Source organism: Paenibacillus sp. GCM10023250, assembly GCF_042653205.1.
Classification (GTDB): Bacteria; Bacillota; Bacilli; order Paenibacillales; family Paenibacillaceae; genus Paenibacillus_Z.
On sequence record NZ_JBHSHY010000016.1, the window covers coordinates 76,868 to 99,563 of the forward strand.

The 22,696-nt window shown below is 58.4% G+C and carries 17 protein-coding genes; 3 read left to right on the forward strand and 14 right to left on the reverse strand.

Annotated features, from left to right (window positions below; all coding sequences use genetic code 11):
* Nucleotides 1-53: 53 nt before the first annotated feature.
* The 4 genes from ACFPB1_RS14630 to ACFPB1_RS14645 all read right to left on the reverse strand — a co-directional run bounded on the left by ACFPB1_RS14630 (nt 54) and on the right by ACFPB1_RS14645 (nt 6,362).
* Nucleotides 54-1,142 carry a GerAB/ArcD/ProY family transporter gene (locus ACFPB1_RS14630; protein WP_379226491.1) on the reverse strand — a complete coding sequence of 363 codons (1,089 nt, stop codon included), beginning with the start codon at nt 1,140-1,142 and terminating at the stop codon, nt 54-56.
* On the reverse strand, nt 1,139-2,356 hold the full coding sequence (locus tag ACFPB1_RS14635; RefSeq protein WP_379226493.1) for a Ger(x)C family spore germination protein: 1,218 nt from the start codon (nt 2,354-2,356) through the stop codon (nt 1,139-1,141). The genes ACFPB1_RS14630 and ACFPB1_RS14635 overlap by 4 nt, the downstream gene beginning before the upstream one ends.
* Nucleotides 2,296-3,693, reverse strand: coding sequence for a spore germination protein (locus tag ACFPB1_RS14640; protein ID WP_379226495.1), 1,398 nt, complete (start codon nt 3,691-3,693; stop codon nt 2,296-2,298). Before ACFPB1_RS14640 ends, ACFPB1_RS14635 begins: the two co-directional genes overlap by 61 nt.
* A gap of 230 nt (nt 3,694-3,923) precedes the next feature.
* The gene (locus ACFPB1_RS14645; RefSeq protein WP_379226497.1) at nt 3,924-6,362 is read right to left on the reverse strand and encodes a fibronectin type III domain-containing protein; all 2,439 of its coding nucleotides are present in this window, start codon (nt 6,360-6,362) and stop codon (nt 3,924-3,926) included.
* A 154-nt stretch (nt 6,363-6,516) separates the two neighbouring features.
* On the opposite strand from ACFPB1_RS14645, the gene ACFPB1_RS14650 reads away from it, so the two are divergent.
* Entirely contained in the window at nt 6,517-7,152 is a 636-nt protein-coding gene (locus tag ACFPB1_RS14650) for a peptide-methionine (S)-S-oxide reductase MsrA (RefSeq protein WP_379226499.1), read from the forward strand.
* A 17-nt stretch (nt 7,153-7,169) separates the two neighbouring features.
* Here the strand turns inward: ACFPB1_RS14650 and ACFPB1_RS14655 are convergent, their stop codons facing one another.
* Nucleotides 7,170-7,511 (reverse strand): MmcQ/YjbR family DNA-binding protein, encoded by a 342-nt coding sequence (locus ACFPB1_RS14655; RefSeq protein WP_379226502.1) that lies wholly within the window; start codon nt 7,509-7,511, stop codon nt 7,170-7,172.
* 40 nt (nt 7,512-7,551) lie between these two features.
* Nucleotides 7,552-8,238: a Crp/Fnr family transcriptional regulator gene (locus tag ACFPB1_RS14660; protein ID WP_379226504.1), complete on the reverse strand. Its 687-nt coding sequence runs from the start codon at nt 8,236-8,238 to the stop codon at nt 7,552-7,554.
* 163 nt (nt 8,239-8,401) lie between these two features.
* On the opposite strand from ACFPB1_RS14660, the gene ACFPB1_RS14665 reads away from it, so the two are divergent.
* Entirely contained in the window at nt 8,402-9,820 is a 1,419-nt protein-coding gene (locus ACFPB1_RS14665; RefSeq protein WP_379226506.1) for a PLP-dependent aminotransferase family protein, read from the forward strand.
* A 182-nt stretch (nt 9,821-10,002) separates the two neighbouring features.
* Here ACFPB1_RS14665 and ACFPB1_RS14670 read toward each other — a convergent pair whose 3' ends face one another.
* The 8 genes from ACFPB1_RS14670 to ACFPB1_RS14705 form a co-directional block, all read right to left on the reverse strand.
* The gene (locus tag ACFPB1_RS14670) at nt 10,003-10,665 is read right to left on the reverse strand and encodes an NAD(P)H-dependent oxidoreductase (RefSeq protein ID WP_379226508.1); all 663 of its coding nucleotides are present in this window, start codon (nt 10,663-10,665) and stop codon (nt 10,003-10,005) included.
* A gap of 41 nt (nt 10,666-10,706) precedes the next feature.
* Complete coding sequence (locus ACFPB1_RS14675; RefSeq protein WP_379226510.1) at nt 10,707-11,357, reverse strand: peroxiredoxin-like family protein; 651 nt, start codon at nt 11,355-11,357, stop codon at nt 10,707-10,709.
* 154 nt (nt 11,358-11,511) lie between these two features.
* On the reverse strand, nt 11,512-12,402 hold the full coding sequence (locus ACFPB1_RS14680) for a carbohydrate ABC transporter permease (RefSeq protein ID WP_379226512.1): 891 nt from the start codon (nt 12,400-12,402) through the stop codon (nt 11,512-11,514).
* Between the two features lie 19 nt (nt 12,403-12,421).
* Nucleotides 12,422-13,321, reverse strand: a complete 900-nt coding sequence (locus ACFPB1_RS14685) for an ABC transporter permease (RefSeq protein WP_379226514.1) — start codon at nt 13,319-13,321, stop codon at nt 12,422-12,424.
* An 87-nt stretch (nt 13,322-13,408) separates the two neighbouring features.
* Complete coding sequence (locus tag ACFPB1_RS14690) at nt 13,409-15,157, reverse strand: hypothetical protein (RefSeq protein ID WP_379226516.1); 1,749 nt, start codon at nt 15,155-15,157, stop codon at nt 13,409-13,411.
* Between the two features lie 158 nt (nt 15,158-15,315).
* Complete coding sequence (locus tag ACFPB1_RS14695) at nt 15,316-16,692, reverse strand: response regulator (protein WP_379226518.1); 1,377 nt, start codon at nt 16,690-16,692, stop codon at nt 15,316-15,318.
* Nucleotides 16,689-18,443, reverse strand: coding sequence for a cache domain-containing sensor histidine kinase (locus ACFPB1_RS14700; protein WP_379226520.1), 1,755 nt, complete (start codon nt 18,441-18,443; stop codon nt 16,689-16,691). The genes ACFPB1_RS14695 and ACFPB1_RS14700 overlap by 4 nt, the downstream gene beginning before the upstream one ends.
* 102 nt (nt 18,444-18,545) lie before the next feature.
* The gene (locus ACFPB1_RS14705) at nt 18,546-21,437 is read right to left on the reverse strand and encodes an S-layer homology domain-containing protein (RefSeq protein WP_379226522.1); all 2,892 of its coding nucleotides are present in this window, start codon (nt 21,435-21,437) and stop codon (nt 18,546-18,548) included.
* A gap of 260 nt (nt 21,438-21,697) precedes the next feature.
* Here ACFPB1_RS14705 and ACFPB1_RS14710 point away from each other — a divergent pair, with 260 nt between their 5' ends.
* A complete protein-coding gene (locus tag ACFPB1_RS14710; protein ID WP_379226524.1) occupies nt 21,698-22,576 on the forward strand; it encodes an AraC family transcriptional regulator in 879 nt (292 codons plus the stop codon).
* Nucleotides 22,577-22,696: the final 120 nt, after the last annotated feature.

Sequence of the window (22,696 nt, forward strand, 5' to 3'; positions counted from 1 at the left end):
TCCTTCAAGGTTCAGGTTTTGCCCAGGTTTCTTTCAGATTTCCCCAGGTTCTCCTAACCTGCGACCGTCCGCCCTCTTGCGAGACTGACGAGCAATAGCAGCATCGGGAAGGCGACGATGAAGATCGGGAAAATATACGGAATCCAGACCCATTTCGCATAGTCCAACATCCCGAACACATTCGAGGGGATCAAGGAAATGCCGAAAATGACGAGCGCCGCGAAACCGATCATGATTCGCCAATTCTGCACGCCGAACAACTGCGCGGTGCCGTAGCTGTTGATGAACAGATAGATGGCCAGCTTCACGAATACGCTGAAAATCCAGATGAACATGATCCACACGTCCATGTTTTGGACGAATTCCAGGTAGTTGATGAAGCGAACCATGCTGAAGTACGGAAAGACCAAAGTGGACCCGATGTTCGTTCCGAAGGTCATGATCACCATGACGGACGTCACGACGGCGATCAGCGACGGTACGCAGATCGCGAGCAGCGCCGGCTTCAGCATGTTCTTCGCGTCGGCGATAAACGGCGTCAGCATCATGATCATCATGGACTCGCCGAGGAACGACGCGTTCACGAGCGCCCCTTTCAGAATGGACAGCGCCCCGGAATCCGCGTAGACGGGGAACAGCAGCGAGACGTGCAAGTTGGTGAGGTTCAAGCCGAACGTCACGAGAATGCCCGCCAGGAGCAGCGGACCGGCCATCTCGCTGAAGCGGGCAATTGCCTCGACGCTTCCGGCGAAATTGATGTACGTCATGGCGGCGACCATCAGGAACGCGATGAGCCAGATCGGCGTGTCGTGAAAGAGGTACTGCTTGACGAACAAGGAAAAGATGCGCAAAATATCCGCGGACACCGAGAACCACACCGCGATGTAGAGCGCGCCGATCAGCCAGCCGAGCCATCGCCCGACGAGCCGCTGCGCGAATTCCACGAGCGTAAGCGAAGCATGCCTCCGGCTGACGAGGATCAAGATCAGCGTCACGAACAGCCCGATGACGCCGGCGATCAACAGGGATATCCAGGCGTCCTGCCTGGCCGTCTCGATCGTCGGCGCCACGGTCAGCCAGATGCTCATCGAGATTTCCAGCGTCGTGAACATCCAAAACAACTGCCAAGGCGAAATTTTCATGCGCGGTCTCCTATTCCCGGGATGCGCTTGCCGATCCCGCCCGTGTTCTGGATCTTCAGCTTCACCGTGACCGATACCTCGACGGTCGGGAACAGCTGATCCCACTTGTCCCGGAGTTTCTTCCACTGGTACGGGTGCTCGCGGTGGATTTCTTCGCCGATCCCGAACACGTCCTGCCCGTACTGCCGCTGCACCTTCTTGATCGTGGCTTCGACCTGCTTGGCTTTCATGGCGTTCAGCTTGCGTTCGAGCGGAATGCGTTCGGAGGAGGCGGAGATATCGATATTCGTATTGTTTTCGAGCACTCTTCCCGTCCCCTCCAGCTTGACGTAGGCTTTCAGCCGGTTGCCGTCGATTTCGGTGCGAACGGTCTTTTTCAGGTTGGATTCGTACAGCGAGACGGTGCCGCCCCCCGTTTCCTCCGTCAGGAATTGATTTTTCAGCACGCCCTTGACCCAAAACAATTCCAAGGACTCGCGGCCGGTCACTTTCCCGACCATCTGCAGCTGCCGGTTAAAGATCGCGACGGACTTCACTTCGAGGATTTCGTTCTTCTCCCGCTCGTTCTTCGGCGGGATCTCGACCATCGGCATGGAGGGCCGGATGCCGTCCCGGCCCACGTCCAGCAGGACGTCTCTTAAGGCGGTATCGCCCAAGCGGCAAAACCGGTCCTGATCGACGGCCACGATCGCCGAGAACGGGTTGAACGGACTGTTGATCTCGAGTACGTCCCGTCCCTCGCCGTTATTCACGACGAAGATGTCCGTGCGCATTCGCGTATCGGTATTGCGCGTGAATTGATCCATCAGGTCGATGATCCCCTTGCGCGCGAGCCGTTCGCCGATGAAGATGGACCTGCGGTGCCCGAGGAAGATTCTGCGGGGCAGCTTGTCCTGGACCTGCTGCTCCAGGTCGACGATCGACGAGCCCGACGCGGTGATGACGATATTGGCCCGCTGCCCGCCGCCTGCCCCCTCGCCCGTGCTCTTGAACCCGGCGGGCACGGCGATCTGCGCGCTCTTCTTCACTTTCCCGTCCTCCGATAAGTCCAGCCCCGTGCCGATCCAGAATGCGTAATCGTTGATCTCGTTGCGGTCCCAGCAGCCGGAGAGGCAGAGCAGGACGGCCAGGCAGCCTGCCGCGCGCAGGCAGCTCATGGCTTCCTGGGCGCCGGCGCGAACCGTTTGTTCATCCGCACCAGCGAATCCTTCCATATCGTCTTCCCGATGGGCGCGACCGGCTTCAAGTACGGCACGCCGAACGACTTGAGGGTGACCAGATGAATCATGATGAACATGATGCCGATGGCAACGCCGTACAGCCCCAGGGACCCGCCCACGATCAGCAGCGGAAACCGCAGGATGCGAAACGGCAGCGCAAGGCTGTAGCTGGGGAAGGCGAAAGACGCGATGCCGGTGCCGGCCACGATCATGACGATCGGCGCGGAGATGAAGCCCGCTTGAACGGCAGCCTCCCCGATGACCAGCGCGCCGACGATGCTCACGGCCGAACCGATCGCCTTGGGCAAGCGAAGTCCCGCTTCCCGCAGCCCCTCGAACATCAGCTCCATGAGCAGCGTTTCGATGACGGTCGGAAACGGAATTCCTTCCCGGGAGGCCGCGATGCTCAGCATCAGCGCGAGCGGGATCATCTGCGGATGGAACGTCGTCAGCGCGACGTAGATGGAAGGCAGCAAGCAGGACAGCATGGCGAGCAGCAGCCGCAGCAGCCGAACGGCCGAGACGTAGATGAAGCGCTCGTAATGGTCTTCCGCCGCCTGCAGTCCCGCCCAGAAGGTCATGGGCAGCAGCAGCGCATTGGGAGAGCCGTCGACGATAATGGCGACCCGGCCGGCCAATAGGCTGGCGCACACGGTGTCCGGGCGCTCCGTGTTCTGGATCTGGGGAAACAGGGACAGCCTGCGGTCTTCGATGAATTCTTCGATATACCCGGAATCGAGCAGCTGATTCGTGTTCATCGCCTGGAGCCGGCTCCGGACCTCCTGCAGCAGTCCGGGCTTGACCGCATCTTCGACATATGCCACGACAAAGTCCGTGTTGGTCAGCTCGCCCGCCTGATGCTGCTCGAACTTTAAGCGCGGATGGCTGATTTTGCGCCGAATCAGACTGAGGTTCGTCTTGAGATCTTCGGTAAAGCCTTCGCGCGGCCCGCGGATGGCGGCTTCGTTGGAGGGCTCGGCGATGGCGCGCTGCTTGTAGGCGGTCAGCTCCGCCACATAGGCGACCGGCTGGCCGTCCAAAAAAATGGCCGTGCAGCCCTTCAGCACTTTGGCGACGATTTCCGACAGGCGCGTGACACTCTCGTACTGCCGCAGCCGGTCGACATCGCGGCTGATCATGCAGGCCGATATGATCTGCTCCAATTTGGCCGAATCCGTCAGCTCGTCGATGTAGACGAGCAAGAGCTCGGAACGGTCCGCGAGCTTCAGCGGCCGGAACACGATATCCGCGCAATGATGAAATATGCGGCGAAGCGCGTCGTGATTGATCCCGACGCGCTCGTCCACATGCAAGGGAAGGCTCGATTCCATGCGGTTTACCACCTTATGCCAGCATCTCTGTACACAGCTTGTTCGGATTGCCGCGGCTTTATACCAATCCCGCTCCCGGCCGCGGCGTACCCCGGGCGATCATCGAACGAAAAAAAACAGGCCCGTCACGAGGACGGGCGCTGCCTGAGGACAAGCGATGCATGGCCGCGAACGGCCCGAATCGGCTTACGGGTTACGGATGGAGATCCCCGGGTTTCAGGAGGCTTTCCTTAAATTCGAATGCTATACAAGGTGCCGCCGTCAACGCGGTACCATGCGCCGTACCGGTATTGCAGCGCTCCCGGACCGCTGTAGACATGCTCCCGGTAATACAGCTCTCCCGGTCCGCTGAAGGAATACAACTGCTTTCCTTCTAAGGTGGAGTACAGGTACGTGGTGCCGTTCAGCTTATACACGACGGCGCCGTCCGGTATCCCTCTCGTATCGTACTGCGTCTCCCCCTCCCAATGCTGCAGAACCGCGCCGTTCTTCCAATAGTACGTCATGGGCGATCCATCGAGCGACAGGGTATACACGACGCCATCGGCGGATAACATGGCTTTGCCGATCGTGTAGTCCGTCCCGGCAGCGTCGTACACCTTGACCTGGGTTCGGTCCGTACGGTTGTACAGCCAGAGCACGGGATCGCCGGCCGCTTTCCAAACGATACGATGCTGGTCAAAGTCCAGGATCGTTCCGTCGAAGCGGTTAAGCAGCGTTTCCGGCGTCGGAGCAGGATTGTCGGCGGCAGTCGCGACCGTCACATTCTGTTTCGAGCTTACGTTGCCGGCAGCATCGACAGCGGCCAGCGAGAAGAGGTAGGACGACTTCGGCGACAATCCCTTCACTTCGTAGCGGTTCGCGGATCCGCTCAAGGTCGTCAGCAGCTGATTGTTTTGATAGAGCAAGTAGTTGGCTACTCCCGTATTGTCGGCGGCCGGCTGCCAATGCAGCTGTACGCTGCTCGCGGTCACATCGGAATACGTCAGCACGTCGCCCTGAGGCCACGCGGGCGCCTCCGTATCGCTCGGCGACGGAGACTTCACGCCGAAGAGGGTATCGCTGAGCAAATAAACGAGCTGGCCGTTGATCGACTTCAACTTGCCTTGGCTGCTGGCGATCAGCGTCGGCTTGTCCATTCCCTGGCGGTACTGGTACAACTTGCTGTCGTTTTCGATGACCAGGGTACCCGAGCTATCTAAAGAATGAATGCTAGACGCTTTGTTAAAGGAAGTGGCCTGCGTGACCTTGCCTTCAGGGGACCGCAAATACACTTGCCGCACATTGCTTGCGCTCGGCTTCTGGAAGGCTATCCAGCCCTCGTGTACCGTATAGTCGCTTATGCGTCCCGCTGTCGTACCGCGATCGACTTCCGTTACCGTTCCGTCCTGGTATTTCATGAGGCTGCTGCCGTCGTTCACGGTGAACAGAACCGCCTGTCCGTCGGTCACCGGTCTGCTCGGTGCCCCTGGATACTCGAATGCGATTGTCAGGCTTCCCGTAACCGGGTCATAGCGGAAAATCCGGCCGCTCTTCTGCCCGCTCAAATCCGAATCCAGCAAAAGGGTACCGCCCGGTTCCAGCGCAACGGCAAGTTCGTTGTCATTCTCCTTCGGAATCGTGCGGGCGGTCCCGGTCTTGGTATCGATCCACCACGAATCGCCTCCTAATGCATAGTTCCCGCTGAACTGCCAAGTCAGTTCGGGCGGCACATCAGTGGACGTGAGCTTCTCTCCATTCCAGGTATGCAGCATCATTCGTGTATACCCATCCTGACCTTCGTCGACGAGGAAGGCGGCTCCGGCGGGCGTCAGCCTGAACCAAGATCCGTGGTTCGCATACCCGTCATTTGGCAGCTTCGTCTCGGTACCGTCACTACGGTTCTTGATGATCAATTCACCGCTCCCGGCAAGCAGCAGACGAGACTCATCCGCATCCAAGACCGAACCCGATTCGCGCTCCATCTCCACCAATTCGGGACTGGTTTCGACATAGACGGTGCGAAACAAGTTGATCCGATGGTTGTCATCGCCGCCCGGCGATTGTTGTCCATCCGAAATGATATATTCGATGCTCAGCGATCTGCCGTTGAACTTCGTTACATCGAAGACTCGGTCGAACTTGCCTGTGCCCCCATCGCTCTCGATGAAATCCGGATAACGGGGGGACAGTCCGATTTGCACCAAAAAAGAAGGCTTCGCGAGGTCATCCTCGGCTTCGGCGATGACGTGCAGGCTAGTATCGCGAATAATGGCTCCATTAGCCGGTTCCATTCGCGTGATGACGGGAGGTTCGTCATAGGTAAAGGCGCCCGTCCCCGTTCTCGTGCTATCATAGATATCCACAGCTGTTATAATTAAGGTATGTTTGCCTTTCGCCAGACCGCTTAGCGGCAATTCTCCCTTCCAATCGCAGCTCGGGCAGGCGCGTGTCAGCGGCACTTCGCGGCCGCTAGTCGAAGCCGTGACGCTCTTAAGCTCGTACAAGGATGTCACGGCCGCGGCAATTTGCAGCTTAGTGGCTGCGTGATCGGTCGTCAGCTGCTTCAACGTGATTTGGATGTCTTCTTGCGCCGCCGCGAAATCGCTTTCAGAAGCGGTCGCCCGGAAGGGCAGAAGCAGCGTCAGCAGCAGCAGTCCGCACATCCAAAGCATGGATCTTCGGTTCATTTCGTATCACTCCCATGGACGTTTTCATTAAGGGTACCATATTTAGGAAACGATGAAATTGGTCCAAAGAGCCATATCCAGTCATGCTTCGCATATGTACATTCTACGGCCGGACATACTAACCATCAGGAAAAAAGTAACGGAGGCGGATTAGATGAAGGACGATCACCTAAGCACGGTGACGCTTGGCATGGGCTGCTTTTGGAGTCCGGACGCCTTGTTCGGGCAGCTAAGAGGAATCGTACGAACCCGCGTCGGCTATGCCGGAGGAACCCTGGATCATCCGACTTACCGGCAGCTCGGCGATCATACGGAAACGGTCGAAATGGATTACGATCCCCGGATCGTTACGCTAGAGAACCTGTTGGAAGTATTTTGGAACAACCACAATCCGTTCAATATCAACGCGTATAAAGGCCGTCAGTATCAATCCTTGGTGTTGTACCGCGGCCCCAGCCAGCTAGGCGTGATCCAAAACGTCATGAAAGCGCGGGAAGAACAAGGAAAAGGAAAGCCCGACACCGAGATTGCTCCCTATAGCCGGTTCTACCCCGCCGAGGATCGGCATCAGAAATATTATTTGAAACGCTATCCCAGCGCGATCGAAGCGCTGAGCAGGCTCTATCCATCCCCTCAAGAACTGACGAACGCCACCTTGGCGGCCAGGCTGAACGGCGTGGCCAAAGGGTATGCCAATCTGCCAGCCATCCAAGACGATATCCGGACATGGCCGCTCGGCGAGGAGGAGAAAGAAACCATGCTCCGTCTGATCAAAAGAATCAAATGGTGAATGAGCCTTCGGACAACTCAAATAGACGCCCGGATGCGCTTAGGGAGGCTGTGAACGACCAAATCGTAAGATCGGTCGATCATGGCGAAGATATCCGATTCCGGCAAAGACCCCTCGAGAATAATCGTATTCCAGTGCTTTTTGTTCATATGGTACGCCGGCCGAATGTCCTCATGCTGCTCTCTCAAGTTTTCCGCGATCAGCGGGTCGCATTTCAGGTTCAAGAACCCTTTATCCTCATAAAAAAGCGCGAATAATTTCCCTGCGATTTTGATCGCCAATGGACCGCGTTCACCCAAAGGATAATCCTTCGCCGCTCCTTGCTTGCATAGACAGTATTCGATGAGCGTATGGATCAAATCGGATCATCTCCTTCGTAAAAGAGTCCATATCGGCCTGTTAAGACAGTTGTTCTTCAAGTACCGTAACCGCAAGCTGAACGGACAGGCGCGATGTCTTCACGATGCCTTCCTTGGCAAGCTCGCTCATGACGCCGCTGACCGCTTCGCGGCTGGCGCCGAGCATATTGGCAATCTCTTGATGGGACAGCGGCAGGTCGATCAGCGCATACCCGTCTCGAATGATGCCGAATTTCGCGCTCAGCGTGGACAGGATATGGAGCACGCGTTCTCTAAGACCATACAGCGCAAGCTGCTCCAATTGTTCCTCCCGCTCCTTTAACCGCTCGCCGAGCGTTTTGAGGAATTTCAGCGCGAGCTGAGGCCGATTGATCATCAGCCGTTCGAACTGAGGCTCGAACATGGTGCATAGCAGGGACGGTTCCAGCGTTTCGATATACACCCGGCTGGTTCCGAACGAGAACGAATTGAGCGCACCGAAAATATTGCCTTTCGAGAGAATGCCCAGCGTAAACTGCTTGCCGCTCTCGTTCAATTTGTAGAGGCGAAGCTTGCCCTCCTTGACGAAGAAGAGGCCCTCGCGGGAGGACTCCGGGGTTTGGACCAGGGTGTTCTTCGCGATGCGATTGAAATGATGGATGGTATCCAATTGATCGATCTCTCGCATCTCTTCTCGCGACATTTCATCGAAAATGCTGATTTGCGACAAATACCAGAGCTTGTTCATGGATTATCGAGCCTCCTGGTGCAAGCCAACGGGATGACAGCATGCCTTGTTAGGAAAATTTGCATTGCAATATCCATATTAGCATGTACAATTGGATTCCATCAGGTCCACTTTTGGTCAAAAATCAGCATACCACTTATTCGGGATGAGGGAGGCTTGCTTGATGCACCGACGCATGTTGTCTGCTGCCAATGAATCGAAAACCAAAGCCATCTATTCGTTCCTGCGCGAACAGATCTTTCAAGGCGTCTATGCGGCCGGTGTCAAGCTCCCTTCGACGCGGGATTTGGCCAACGAATTCGGCGTATCGCGGGCGCTCATCGTGGATGTGTTCGAACAGCTCATCGCTGAAGGGTACTTGGAAGGCCGGCAAGGCTCCGGCAGCTATGTCGTGGATTTCGGCGGAAGCACGCGACGCATCCCTGCTCAGCTCCAAGGACTCGATGCTCCCGGTGAAGCGGCCGATGCGGAACCGCCGGCTCGCTTCCAAGGGATCGATTTTCGCCCCAGTTTTCCGTCTCTGGCGCATATCCCTATCAAGAGATGGCGAGAAACCGCCATGGCCGCCTATGCGAATACGCCTGCGTCCGAATTCGGCTATGACGACGATCCCGCGGGTCATTGGCAGCTTCGCGCGCAGATTTGCCGGCTGCTGCTGCATACCAAGGGCATTCGGTGCCAGCCTTCGCAGGTGATCATCACCTCCGGCGCGACGCAAGCCATAGCCTTGCTGTCCCGGCTATTCTTGAAACCGGGGGACGAGGCCGTCATCGAAGATCCGAGCGCCGCCTTCGTGCAGCATATTCTCGCCTCGACAGGCGCCGAGCTTATACCGGTTCCCGTGGACGAGCACGGCCTGCGCGTGGACGACATCCCGGCCCATCGGCACCCCGAATGCGTATTCGTCACGCCCTCGCATCAATTTCCGTTAGGCAGCATTCTATCGATCGGGCGGCGCCTGCAGCTGATCGAATACGCCCGGCAAACCGGCTGTTACATTATCGAGGATGACTACGACAGCGAATTCCGGTATACGGGCATGCCGGTACATGCCCTGCGAGAGCTCGACGCGGAGCGGATCGTCTATGTCGGGACGTTCAGTAAAAATTTGTTTCCCGCGCTGCGTATGGGCTATATGGTGGTTCCGCACGAGCTGCTGACGCCGCTGCTTCGCGTAAAGCGGCTGACGGACATGCACAGTCCGGTCTTGCCGCAGCTCACGTTGGCGAGATTTATCGCCGATGGCCACCTGGAGCGCCACATCGCCCGCATGAAGCGCATTTACAGCAGAAGGCGAAAAAGTCTCATCGCCGGTTTGTCCGACATATTCGGCGGCAGCGTGAACATATCCGGGGATGCCGCAGGCCTGCATCTGGTCGCGGAGATGGCCGATCGCGTATGCGACGCCCGCTTCACCGCTCGGCTCGAGGAACGTCATATTAAAGTTTATCCGGCTGACCGATACACCATCGTGAAAGGAACGTACGAGAATCGGCTTATTATGGGATTCGGCAATGTGGAGGACATGAACATTATAAAGGGCATCCAGACGATTGCGAGCGTCCTCAGACATCCGTCGTAAATGGCGAACGAGCCGGCAGACAGGCGGCGCCGATGGAGCATTCAACATAAAATCCCCTCGAGGGGGATTTTTTCGATTCGGGGAGACGAACACGTATTTATCGGTGCGCATCGCCATCTCGGCAATCTCGTTATAGGCGTCGCCGTAATACACAATATTGCGTCATGTCCCGTCTCCTACGTTTAGTTGACCCACTTCACGACGTCGTCGAACGGTCTGCGCGTTTTCGGTTTCGGCTCTTTTTGACGATAACCGAAGGCAATCATGACCGAGATCGTAAAATGCCCGTCCTCCAGCAGCCCTTCCTCCTCCAACAGCCGATTCATGGTCTCGATATCAAAGCCTTCGATCGGACACGAGTCAATGCCGATCAGCGCCGCGGACGTCATCATATTCGCAAGCGGTATATAGGTCTGCTTGATGGCCCAATCGGTAAGGAATCGTTCATGATCCAGCAGCTTGAAATCATCTCGCTGGAATGATTCGAGTATTTCGAGATGCCTCGGCAGATGTTCCGCCGGAACGTCTCTCGCCTGCTGCGCCGTCAGGTAGGCGGAGTCGTATCTCATATCGAGCGGAGTCCGGGCCAGAATAATGACGAAATGACTGGCCTCCGGCAGCTTGCTTGCCGCTCCGTACGAGATGTGTTTGATTTGCTTCAGAAGCCGTTCGTTTCGAACCACGACGAATTTCCACGGCTCCGTGCTGAACGAACTGGGCGAGAGCCGGGCTGTTTCCAGAATAAACTGAAAGTCGTCGTCGGAGACGGTTTTGCTCGGATCGAATGCTTTGGTTGCATGCCGAAAACGATGCGCGTCTAAAATTTCTTTTTTGGTTATCGTCATAATCCATTCTCCTTCTTAAGCACAATGTAATGTTGTAGTCGTTACAGCTTTTTGAGCTCGCGCAAGATGTCCTCCGGGCTTTGGTGCTGCATGAAATTAGGATTGACGTAGGAGGAGCGGATCACGGCATTCTCGTCGATCATGAAGGTAGCCGGAACCGGCAGCACCCATTTCGAAGTATTATTATACTCGGCCAGATCGAGTCCGATTCCTTCCATGAGCGCCTGTACGCCCGCCGGAACGTCGAATAACAGATCGTACTTGGCCGTGACCACGCCGTTCGGATCGCTCAGGACTTGAAATTCCAATCCTTCCTTCTCCTGAAGGGACAACGAATGATCCGGCTGTTGCGGGCTAATCGCGATGAGCTGCGCTCCCATCGCTTGGATCTCCGGCAGGATTTGCTGGTACGCCCTTAATTGCATATTGCAGAAGGGACACCATCCGCCGCGATAGAACACGAGTACGACCGGTCCTTTCGCGAGCTCATCATATAAAATGACCTCCCGGCCCAGGGCGTTCGTTAATCGAAAGTCCGCCGCCTTCTCGCCGGCTTGCTTCCCGGACGCGACCCCGGACTTCTGAAGTTCTTCGATCATTTGTCCGATCTGGATCTGCGCTTCCATCGGCGAATCGGCCTTAAACTGCCGGACGGCCGCTTCCAGCTGCTCGGTTAAATTCGGGTTGCTCATCGTTACGAAACCTCCAATATCACGTGATAACCCGATTATAGCTCCACGTTCGAGCGGCGTTCTGTGAAGTAGATTACAGTTTGTCGTATACATAAAAAGGCATGAGTCCGGTATATGACCGAACCCATGCCGAGCATGCTGCGGCAAGCCATGCTTACTCTTTCACCGATCCGAGCGTAATGCCGTGAATAAAATATCGCTGCAAGAACGGATACACGAATACAATCGGCAGCATCGTCAGCGATATTTTTGCCGCATCGAGCGTCTGGTTCGATATGTCCGACAGCGAGCCGCCCGCCTTCGTGATATCCTCGGGACGGGTCGGGTCGATCGTGACGACGATCTGCTGCAAATACGTTTGCAGCGGCATCAGATGCGGATCGTTAATAAAAACGATCGCCTGGAAATATTCGTTCCACGTGTTGACGATCGTGAAGAGCGATATCGTTGCCAGCACCGGGAGCGACAGCGGAAAGTAGATGTACGCCAGCTTCATCCACGGACCTGCCCCATCGATGTTCGAGCAGTCGTCCAGCTCCTTCGGCAGATTGCGCCAAAAATTGAACACGAGCAAGATGTTGCCGAAGTTAAACAAGTACGGCAGAACCAGGATCCAGAAATTGTCGTACAAGCCGAGATTCTTGGCGTTCATGTACCCCGGAATGATGCCGCCGTTGAAGCTGCTGACGATCAATAGCAGCCAGAGATACACGTTCCGCATCCGGAAATCCCGGGTTTCCCGGGAGAAGGGGAAGGCGGCCAAATAGGTGACGACGGTTCCGAGCGCCAGCGTAATGGCGATCCGCTCTACCGATACCCAGAGCGAGCGGAAGAACTGCTTGTCGTCCATGACGCGCGCGTACGCATTCAGCGACAGCCCCTTGGGAAGCACGGTGATCGTGCCGGAACCGGCGATGGCGGGATTGCTGAACGAGACCGCGACGGTATGCAAGATCGGAAATAGCGTGGCGGCCGAGACGACCGTCAGTATCAATATCAACGCAGCATCGAATGCCCGCGAACCGGACGATTTGGAAGCAAGCATGCGGTGTTCTCCTCCCGGGCTAGAATATGCGGTAGTTGGCAAACCGATAAGCCAGTGTATAGGTGAGCGCAATCAGCGACAGCCCCATCACGCTGTTGACGAGCCCGACCGCGGTGCCCATTTCGTACTGCGCGCCGACCAGGCCGTTGCGAAAGACCCAGGTTTCGATGACGTCGCCGGTATCGTATACGATGACGTTGTACAAATTGTAGATCTGATCGAAGCCCGCATACAGAATGCCGTTCAAGCTGAGCGTCGCCAGCAGCGCGATCACCATGGCGATGCCGGGAATGGACACGTGCCGGATGCGCTGCAACCGGGTCGCGCCGTCGATCTCCGCCGCTTCGTATAAGGCGGGATTGATGCTCGTCAGCGCGGCCAAATAAATGATGGTCGAGAACCCCATCTCCTTCCACATGTTCGAGAGGATGATAATCGGACGAAACCAAAAATTGCTGCCGAGATACATGATCGGCTTCATTCCGAACATCGACTCCAGCATATGGTTGATGATGCCGTGGGTCGACAGAATGTCGCGGAAGATCCCCGCCAATATGACCCATGACAGAAAGTGCGGCAAGTACGTGATCGTCTGCACCGACCGCTTGAACCACTTGACGCGCAATTCGTTCAGCATGAGGGCCAGCACGATCGGGAGAATGAGCAGCGTGATCAGCTTGCCGACCGAGATGAGCAGCGTGTTGCGCAGCACGCGCCAGATTTCCGGGTTTTGGATCAGAAATTCGTAATGCTCCAGCCCCGCCCACGGCGACCCGACGATGCCTTTCGTCGGGACAAAATGCTTGAATGCCAGCAATATCCCGTAGATGGGCAGCACATGGAACTGAATGAACAGGACAAAAACCGGTAGCAGCATGATGTGATAATGGAACTGATCGTTTTTAAAGAGTTTGGTCATTCTCTCGTCCTCGCTCCTGCCGCCGTCTCGAAGCGGATGGCGGCAGGCTTTAGGCTTGCCGCCGTCCGGCTAAGCGGACTATAGTCGTCAGCCGCCTTCTTTGGCGACCGCGTCATTCACTTCCTGCGTGATTTGATCGCCGCCCTGCGCTTTCCACTCCTTGACGAACGTGTCAAAATAGGCGATCGGCTCCTTGCCCATGATGATCTTCGTGAACGCCGTCAGCTGTTTGTCCATGAGCGAGCCCATCTTGGCGTCGTAGGTCGGCGTCGAGCCGTTGAAGGCGTTCCACTGAATATCGAGCTTGGAATGCGCGATCGCGGAGAGCGCCGACATCCAGTTGATGTAATCTTTATACTTGCCCGGGTCCTTGCGCGGGTTGTCGTGGTTCGGCTGCAGCGAGCCTTCGAAGATTTGCCGCTCGCCGACCGTCAGATCGTCCACCGTCGCCTTGCCGGCGAAAATATCCTCGAACAGCTTGACGCTGCGGAGCGTCGTATCGAGGTAGGCGATGCCGAAGTTCGGAATGATCGTTGGCGCATCGACCTTGTCGCGCCCGTACTGAGTGTCCAGTTCATTGCGGCGGTCCACCGTTTCCTGGTAGCCGGAATGGCTGACCTTCGTGCCGAAATTCAATATTTTCACGGCCGCTTCCGGATTCTTGAACCCTTTCTTGACGACCAGGAACTGATTCGTCGGGAAGTCCATGACGGCATGGATCGTATTGTCGGTCGTCAGCGTATACGCCTTCCAGTCCGCCTTCGGATCGTTGTCGATATTGAACGTCAGCGGATAGCTGCCGTTCCACCAGGAACCGATCTGCATCCCGGCCTTTCCCGACGTGATCATCTCGGCTTCCTTGTTCCCGTCCTTCAGCGCGAATTCCGAATCGAGCAGTCCTTCCTTGTACATGTCCGCCAGCACCTGAAGCGGCTTCTTCGTCTCTGCCTGAATGCCGCCCCAGACGACCTTGCCCTCGTCGTCCTTTACCCAATTTTTGGGAAATAACTGATAGGCGTTAAAGATCGAGACGGCGTCCGTGAACGCCGGGTCCATGAACTGGTTCTGCATCGCAAGGCCGATCGTATCCGCTTTGCCGTTGCCGTCCGGGTCCTTCTCCTTGAACGACCTGGCGACGGCGACGAGATCGTCGACGGTCTTGGGCGGCTGCAGGCCCAGCTTATCCAGCCAGTCCTGGCGCACCCACAATATCTGTACGTTCGCATACGTGTCGCCCTGGGATGGCAAACCGTACATTTTGCCGTCGAAGGCGGCGTAATCGAGCGCTTTGTTATCGAACGTCTGATAGTAGTCCTTGACCTCGTCCGACGCATACTTCGCATAGACGTCCGTCAAATCTTCGACCATATCGGCGTCGACGAGGCGCTTCAGCATGCTGCGGGCGGACTGCTTGTTGTCGGTCGATTTCAGGATGAACACGTCCGGCAGGTCGTTGCTCGCGAACATCAGGTTATATTTCTGGTTGAACTGGTCTCCGGACGGAGCGCTCCATTTGACGACCGGCTTGATATTCAGCTTGTCGAGCCAGAAGTCGTTCGTCCAGTTCGATTCGTACGTGCTTCCCGGAATGAACGATTTCTCCGATTCCGGGTTGCGGTCGTAGATGACGCTGAGCTCGAGCGTTTCCGCGTATTTTCCGAACGGATCCGGCGCCGCCTCCGGCTCTTTGTTCGTGCCGGCCTCTTGCGTGTTGCCGCCGGATCCGCCCGCGCCGCCGGCGTTCGTGCCTCCGCTTCCCCCGTTGTTCGCATTCGAGCACGCCGACAGGACGAGCAGCGCCGCCGTCAGCGCAAGGCCCGCGCGCAGCTTTTTCATGGCCTACCCCTTCTTTCTTCTCGGAATGTGGAAGATCTGAGTCCAGCTTACCCGATCGCACGGACCATCGATCAGCGAAGATCGTTTGGAGAGACGGCGAAAACCGTTTCCGCTTCGCTCCGGATATCGGACGCTTTTCGCACGGCCTTCGGACAGCATTAATCGGTTCGATGCTTGCCGTTCGCTTGCCGAATCCGGAATTCGGATGGCAGCTGGCCGGTGCATTCACGAAAAACGCGGCTGAAATACCGTTCGTCCTGAAAGCCCGACCGTTCCGCGATCCAGTAAATCGGATAATCGGTCCCGGCCAACAGCTTGCGGGCCGTGCTGATGCTGCAGGCGCGCGCGTATTCGTTGAACGACATGCCGAAGGTCTCCTTGAACACTTGGCTGAAGTAGCTGCGGCTGAGCCCGACGAGCCGGGCAACCTCGCCTTGAGGGAGACCGTCCTTCAACTGCTCGCGTATGACGTCGAGCGACTTCAGCGCGCACGCATAGACCTCCTTCGAATAATGCAGCGCCGCGAATCTGCGGCCGAGCGCCGACCGCGCCTGCCGCAGCAGCTCCAGCCACTGCTCCCAATAGAGGACAGGCTCGGGAAGAGCGGGCAGTCCCGCGTCCTTCAACCCTTCGACGAGCGACCAGCCGTGCAGCGTTTCCGTTAGAAACGCGCCCAGCGCATGGATCGGCGGCTCGCCTGCCCGCACCTGAGCCGACCATTCCAGAAATTCGCGCTCCGCGAACACCCAAGCATAGGTATGCCAGCGCTTCTCGATGTCCGCCAAGCTGTCGGCACGCTGCTTCGCGCTCCGCCGCTTCACGTCGGCGAGCGAAACCGTCGGCAGGCCCACGCCGGCTTGATAACGGTACGGAAGCATCTGCGCGGCCGCATCCGCAAGCGGCTTTTCCATGCCCCGAATCTCATCGGCGCGGCAGTCCGTCACCTGTACGGCCAACCAGCCGCGATCCGCCGCCTCGGCCGCGATCCGCTCGGCTGCCGCTTCGCCCGGATGCTCGGCGATCAGCCAGGCGAATTCGCCCGCTCGCGCCATGCCGAGCCCGCGTTCGGCGCGCAAGCGAGCCGGCCAGTCCGGCTGCGCGTCCGAGAAGGGCGCGAGCAGCAGCACCGCGTCCCGCTTCCGGCCGGCGGCCCGCAGCTCCGTCATTCTGTCCTTGACTCGGCGGAGCGACCGTTCGATTTCTTGCGGATCGAGCCGGGTCTTCACGATGTAGTCCAGTGCCCCTAACCGGAGCGCCTCCTGAATATAGTCGAAATCGCGATGGCAGGTCAGCACGACGGCCGGCAGCCCGGGGTATCGCGCTTTCGCTTCGCGCAGCAGCTCCAGCCCCGACATGACCGGCATCGTCAAGTCGGTGATCAGCAGATCGACTTCGTGCTCCCGCAGAAAGCGAAGCGCCGCCTCCCCGTTGTCCGCCTCTCCGATAATCCGGATGCCGTAGCTCTCCCAGGGAAGCGAGTGGACGAACCCCTGACGGACAAAATATTCATCTTCCACGAACAGCGTCCTGATCATAGGTGTTCCCCTCCGATCTCGTCCGGCAGCCGCATCGTGATCGTCGTGCCGATACCGGGTTCGCTCTCCACCTGCATGCCGTACTGCTCGCCGTAGAAGGAGCGGATCGCGTTCTGCACGTACGACAGTCCGATGCCGAGCCCGGCTTTCTTCGCCGTATCCGCCGGCTGGTCGAACAGCTGGCTGCGTTTCTCGGCCGACATGCCCTCGCCGTTGTCGGCGATCCGCACGCAGACAAATCCGCCCTTCTCCCGGGCGACCGTCACGCGGATGAAGCCGTCCTTATTGTTGAAGCCGTGGTACAGCGCGTTCTCCACGATCGGCTGCAGCAGAAACCGCGGGAACGGAATATCGAGCGTGCCGTCCTCCGCTTCGAAGTCGACGCGGAACGCATGCTGATACCGGATCCGCTGCAGGCTCACGTAATCGCCGACTGCCTTCAGCTCCTGCCCGATCGTGACGATCTTCCCTTCCTTGCCAAGATTATAGTCCAGGACTTCGACGAAATAGGACACCAGCTCGAAGATATCGCGCTGGCCGTTCAGTTTCGCCAGCCACTGCACCGTATTCAGCGTATTGTGGATGAAATGCGGATTGATCTGATACATCAGCTTCTCCACCTCCAAATCCCGCTTGTTGCGCTCCTTCAGCTCGATTTCCTTCAGCAGGCTGACGATTTCGCCCTTCATGTAACCGAACGTGCCGAGCAGCTCGTCGAATTCGGATACGCCCGTCTTGCGGATCGGCTCGTTGAAGAGGGTCGCGGCGGTATGCTGCAAATACCGGTTAAGCCGAACGAGCGGCCGGTATATCGTCCGCCAGATAAACCAGGCCAGCAGCAGGCTGGCGCCGATCGATAGCAGGCCGACGGCGGCGAATCCGGCGATCCATTCGTTCGTTTCCCGGAAAAATTCCTTGCGCGCGACTACCGTCAACAGCGTCCAGCCGGCGCGGCCCTCGGCGGCGAACACCGCGTAATCCCCGCTCGCGAAATAGGAACGGCCCTTCGCCGGTTCCAGCTCGACCGGGCGGTTCAGCGGGAACACGTCCGGCTGCTCGCTGTACACCGCCTCTCCGTTTGCGTTCAGCAGCACATGCTTGATCGGCAGCCCGTACGGAAGGCGGTTCAGCCGATCACCGAACACTTTGAAATTCGTCTCGATATAGACGGCGATGCGCTTCTCGCCGGCTCCGCCGCCGACCGTCCGCAGCACGGAGAGCACCGTATTGGCGCTGTACGGATAGAGCGTCCGGTGCGGACCGAGAAACTCGAGCCCCGCGTACGGCGTCACAATGCGAGGAAATTGCGGGAGATGCAGATCGGGATTCACATTCATGTTGGAGAACAGGAAGGACTCGTCATCCGGCAGATAATAGCTCATCAAGCCCAGATCGGGATTCGTATAGTTGACGATCGTTGTATATTTATAGACGTCCTTCTCGATCGCGCCCCGCTCCAGCGGGTCCTTACGGTGGATGTAGGCGTTGTAACGGCTGCGTATATCGCCGATCAGCGCCAGCTGCTGCGAGGCGTAATCCAGATTGCTGAGCGTCGCGTCGAGACTGGCCTTCTCTTGGTTCAGCGTGCTCTGGATGCCCTTCTCCAGCTTGCCCGAGAGCAGGTGGTCAATGGTGTAATAGGAGATGCCGCCGATCAAGGAGACCGGTATGACGGCTGCCAGGAGCAGCGCGACGATCAAGCGGAATTTCAGCGATTGCGGAAGCGGTATGTCGAACCGGGCGATGCGCATGATGCCCTTCCTTCCCTTCTATAATTGAAAGCGCATTCATAAAGGTTCGTAAATAACCGCGGAAGGAGAAGGACCCCGCGGGGTCCTCCGTTCAGCTACAGCCTATCGGATATACTCGAGGAGCCTTGCCAGCGCGACCGCCGCCTCGGCCCGGCTGACCGCCGCCTTCGGCCGGAAATTCTCTTGGTCCGCCGTCATCATTCCGGTCGCGATCGCGGCTTCGACCGCCGCCAGAGCCTCGTCCGAAATCTGCTTTCCGTCCTTCAGCTTCACCGCTTCCGGATGCTTGACCGTCCGTCCGGTTTCCGCCTCGTATACGCGCATCAGCCCCATCGCAAGCTGCTCGCGGCTTACGGCCGCGTTGGGCGAGCCGGAACCCTCCGCCGCTTGCTTGGCTGGCCGGGATGAAGCCGCGGCCGCGGCCCCGGTGCCGTTGCGCTCGTCGGCGAAGCTCGAGAGTTTCGCCAGCATGTCGCCCAGCTCGCCGGCTTTCAGGGCTTTGTTCGGCTGGAAGCGGCCGCCTTCACCGTCCGCGATCCCGTTCGCGTACAGCGTCTTCACCGCTTCGGAGGCGAAATGGCCGTCCGGAACGTCGGCGAACGGCTCAACGTTCGTGCCGAGCAGCGATTCGAGCGCACGGTATTTCGGCGTTTGGAGGCCGCCGAAGATATCCTCCGCCGCTCCCCACATGCCGTACCGGCTATAGCCGCTCGTCAACGTGAAATACATGAACATGTCGCCGTCCTTGGCGAGGAAATTGTTGCCGATGTCATACGTCACGAGGTCGCCCATCCGCTCCGAGCGATGGGCGGCGATCCGGTTCGCGACGTTGATCGTGCTGCCGCCGCCGGAATCCGGTCCGCCTTCATACGTGAACGAATGGAGTCCGTATTGCGCCGCGAGATCGATCAGCTTCATTTTGCCGTCCTCCGGCAAACTCCGGCGGGCGCTGTCCGCCTGCATCGCGGTCAGTACCTCCGTCTTCGACGCCGCGTCGCTTGCTTGGGACGAATTGAAGTACGGCGCCGTCGCGATCGCGTAGAAGTAGTTTCGCGGATCGCCGTACGTCTTGTCGACCCAGTTCAGCATATCCTCGTATTGGTCGGGGAACAGCACGAACCAGCTCAGCACCGGACGGATGCGGGTATTCAGCGCATCCTCGCCGAAAACGGACTGGAACGTCCGGCCGATGTCCACGACCCGCTTGGCCACGCGGTGGCGCGCCCATGAGCGCTGCTCCGGCGGATATGATGCGTCGTTCGGGTCGTCGAAATAGGACGTCATGACGTAACGGCTCAGATCGGAACCCGCGCCGCCCTCCGCGATTGCGGCCGCTTTATTGTATTCCTGCTGGCTGAACAGGTCGTTCCACACCTCGTTCGAATACTCCACGTAAATATCGAGCCCCGGGTCGAGCTTTTCTTTCAGCAGCAAGGCCAGCTCCCGCACGTAATCATCGGAGGCGGCGGCCGGCACGTTGATCCAAATATCTTTTTGCGCTTCGTTGGCGAGCGCGATGACGTACTCCCAGGCTACGCCCTTCGTGCCGTTCAGCTCCAGCTGGGTGGCATCCGTCGGCTGCTTCCGGTCCTGCCATTCGGTGACGGCGGGATAGGCCGGATTGTTGTCGTTCGTGCTCAGCCAATCCATGAAGCGAAGCGTGCCGAACGGCTGAAGCGCCTGCAGGAATTCGCGCGTGAACAATTCGCCGCCGGCTGCCGCATAGCCTGGCCGCATCAGCTTCACGTCGCGGACGCCGCCGTCCGTCTGCGTGAAGCGGACATACAGCAGACCGCCGCCCTTGGGGAGCGTAAGATCGGCCGTCGTCGTGCCGCTCGCTTCATCGTAGCGTTGATTGGCGACCGTGAACGGACTGGAGGGGTCCATGTTGCCGATAACGGCCCTTCCTTTGAAGGAAAGCTTGTACGTGCCGCTAATGTCGGGGATCTTCCGCTCGGGATCGTCGATATCGTTCAGCCAGGCAGCCACCGGGCGATGATCGAAGAAGACCGTCGACGCATCCTCGAGCGGCCAGCCGTCGGCGTCCGTCTTCACGCCCGGGGAGCCGTCCGGCTTCGACCAGGCGCGGAGCGTCTTCGCGGCGTCCGCAAATTCGAAGCCGCGGCCGCCGATCCCTTCCAGCCCAACGCCGATTTGACCCGGATAGATCGCCTTCGTCAGCGCCGGCAGCGGCGTATTCGTTTGGACGGTCGCCGTATTCGTCGGGAACGATGTCAGTCCTTCTTGCTCGGCAACGACCTTGAACGCATAGGCTTGTCCGGTCCGCAGCCCATCCGCGGTATAGGTCGTCCCGCTCGTATGCCCGATCGGCGTGCCGTCCCGGTATACCGTATACGTCAGCCCTTCCTTCTCCTGCGGCGCGTCCCACGCCAGGTCGACGCGCGTCTCCGTATTGTCGGTGGAATGGAGGAACGACGGCGATATCGCTTCCTTTCGCAGCTCCTCCGGCGTGGAAACCTTCTGCAGCGCGACGTCGTCCAGATAGAAGTCCGCATTCGCCCATTTGACGAGCTGCAGATTGGAATTGGATAGCTTCGTCAGTTCCTCCGGTGCCGTGAACACGCTTTCCGCGTAATGGTAGCTGCCGTCCGTTTCGTTGAAGTCGAGCTGCCGCGAGAAGCTCTTGCCGAGCGTAAGCTTCAAATTGCCGCCGGCTTCGCCGTTCTCGTACTTGTACCAGGCGCCGAAGCGATACGTGCGGCCCGGCTCCAGCGCGCCGAAGTCAAGCCCCGTTACGCCGAACCCGCCCGCGATCTTCAGCGCCATCTCGCCCTCGTGCTGCCCGCCTTTACCGATCGCGATGTTGGTCCAGTTCGGCCAAGCGAGGTCGCCGTCTTCAAAATCGCCGTTCGGGATCAGGTTGACGCCGTACGTGTCGTTCGCCGGCGCATCGGCGTGCGCGTCGAGCGCCGCGGCGTTCGCCGGCACCAGCAGCAGCGCGGCAAGCGCGGCCATACGAATGCGTTTGTTCATCAAAATCCTCCCTTTCGCCTCAAAGAACTGAATGCGCTTTCATTATTGTGGTTCCCTTTCGCAATTCCGATTGCATGCTTTCTGCGCGCTTTGCTGTCGCTCGTCGGCCGCCATTGTCGCCCCCTTGCCGCTCGGAATAGAAAGCGCTTTTCTTCTGTCTATCCATCATTATAATGAAAGACAGCACGGGACAAGGTTGCCGAACAAGACAAATTCATGGGCCGTTCAAGACAATAATCACCCGCTGGAGGCAGAGTGCAATGAAGCGCGTTACACGAGTGCTGGAATGGAACACGTTGTTCGCGGAATGGCTGCCGATTCATGTTACCCGGACGAAGGAAGGGTTCTACCTCGAGCAGCATGTTCATGATTTCGTCGAGATCGTCTATGTGGAGGAAGGCGAAGGCTTTCATTACATCGAGGACGAACTCGTCCGCGTGCGCAGGGGCGACGTCTTCTATTTGCCCGTCGGCACCTCGCATGTGCTGCGGCCGAGCGGCAAGCCGCCGTCTCCGCAGCTAATTGTCTATAACTGCGTCGTCGAGCCCCTTTATCTGAAGCGGCTTCAAGATATGCACGACCTAGCGCTCCCGTTCGATCCTGCGGGCGGCGTTCCGCGGGACGGCGCGACAGGCAAGGCTTGGTACGCCTTCTCGGACCGCAGCGAACAAATCGGAGACATCTTCCACAGCTTGTTTACGGAATACGCGCTTCGGGGACCGGGGTGCCAAGCCGCGCTGACGGCCTGGCTGATGCTGCTGCACGTCAAGCTGTTCCAGCGGGCACAGACGCCCGATACCGGCCATCGGCCTGCCGGCAGGCATCTCGACGCCGCGCTCGAATGGCTCGACCGCCATTTCGACGGCCCGGTGTCGTTAGCCAAGGCAGCGGCGGCGGTGGATATGAGTCCCCGGCACTTCTACCGCCTGTTCAAGGAACGGACGGGGCAGACGTTTCTCGAGTACGTGCACAATAAGCGGATCGCCAGAAGCTGCCTGCTGCTCGAAACGACGAACCTCGGCGTGTCGGAGATCGCGTATGCCGCGGGCTACAAGGATTTGAAAAGCTTTTACCGGACGTTCCGCAAGCTGGCGGGCTCCACGCCGACCGCCTACAGGCGCAAGAAGGCCGCGCCGTAACCTAGCTTCGCCTCGAATCGAAGGGAGATTGAACCACTCTGCGCTCCCCCATCGATTCCCGGCCTGCTCATGGGTTGTCCTGTCCGCCAGACAACGGAAGCCCTGCAGCGTGCTCAGCCG